This window comes from Pseudotamlana agarivorans (genome assembly GCF_001642835.1).
In the GTDB taxonomy this organism is placed as follows: Bacteria; Bacteroidota; Bacteroidia; order Flavobacteriales; family Flavobacteriaceae; genus Pseudotamlana; species Pseudotamlana agarivorans.
In genome coordinates, this window is the sequence record NZ_LXEI01000051.1 from 1 (window position 1) to 1,093 (window position 1,093).

The 1,093-nt window shown below is 32.8% G+C and carries 1 protein-coding gene and 1 pseudogene; one reads left to right on the forward strand and one right to left on the reverse strand.

Going from position 1 to position 1,093, the window contains the following annotated elements; translation table 11 throughout:
- Window positions 1-206: 206 nt before the first annotated feature.
- On the forward strand, window positions 207-851 hold the full coding sequence (locus A6I66_RS16410; protein ID WP_067151978.1) for an N-acetylmuramoyl-L-alanine amidase family protein: 645 nt from the start codon (window positions 207-209) through the stop codon (window positions 849-851).
- A gap of 43 nt (window positions 852-894) precedes the next feature.
- Here A6I66_RS16410 and A6I66_RS16415 read toward each other — a convergent pair.
- Window positions 895-1,093: pseudogene (locus A6I66_RS16415) on the reverse strand (ATPase); the annotation flags it as partial.

The following is a 1,093-nucleotide window of genomic DNA, read 5'->3' on the forward strand; positions in this document are numbered from 1 at the left end:
AAACACGTGAGATACATTGATTTTTTCATGTTAAAAAGGTTTTAAATTATTACTGATTTCTCTTTATGAAAATTACAATATATTTGTTTTTAAAACACTGATTAACAGAGTTTTATATGGATAATATTTTTTAATTCTGTTTGATTTTAATTGCAAACAAATAGCCTCAATCCTTATGACTTTTCCTTCTAAAAAATCAAAAAATCATGAAAGTAACTTTCAAAAACAGGCTCCAAAACGTCATTTTTCTTCTAGTGATACTAAAAACTTGTCTGTGTTTTAGTCAAATCATAGCTCCTAAAAAAATCATTGTAATTGACCCTGGTCATGGTGGAATGGATCCTGGTGCTCTTGGTGTTCTTAATGTTAGAGAGAAAGATGTGGTTTTGAATTTGGCTAAAGAGGTTTTACAACTAAATAAAACTGTATTGGATAGTCGGTTTGAGATACACCTCACACGACACAACGACACGTTAATCGCATTAAAAGATAGAAGTCAATTCTCCAAAAGATTAAAGGCTGATGTCTTTTTATCCCTACATTGCAATGCTGCTCTTAATTTTGCTTACGGGATGGAAGCTTTTGTTTGGGAAAAGTCTTCTGTGAATGGGAATTATCCCATGAAACTTGCTTCATCGTTATTAAAGGAAGTTAATATCAACTTAGGTTTTAAAAATCGTGTTGTAAAATACAGTAATTTTCAAGTGCTTAGAGATACTGCTCCTTTTTGCACTTCTGTACTACTGGAGATTGGTTTTATTACCCATGATGAAGAAGCAGCTTATTTCCTTAGAAGTAAAAATACCAAGGCCATGGCTTTGGCTATTTTAATGGGGTTATTAAAAAGTTGATTTAAAAACTCAATGCATTGTTTATCAAAGGAAGATCCTCGATTTACTTCCGTTTATCTCCAGTATTCTTATCAAAAGCGACTAAATTAAAAACCTCGCGCATACGCGAACGCACCCGTTTGCCGTAACGTTCTTCCAACTCTTGAGCATTCAAATTTGTGGTTACATGAGTTTTTAACTTGGTTGAAATAAACAGATCATAACGCGAGAGAATGATTTCTCCCATAACATTACAGTCTTTG

Coding starts and splice junctions, on each gene's coding strand:
- A6I66_RS16410 (WP_067151978.1), top strand. CDS start 207: ATGAAAGTAACTTTCAAAAACAGGCTCCAAAACGTCATTTTTCTTCTA.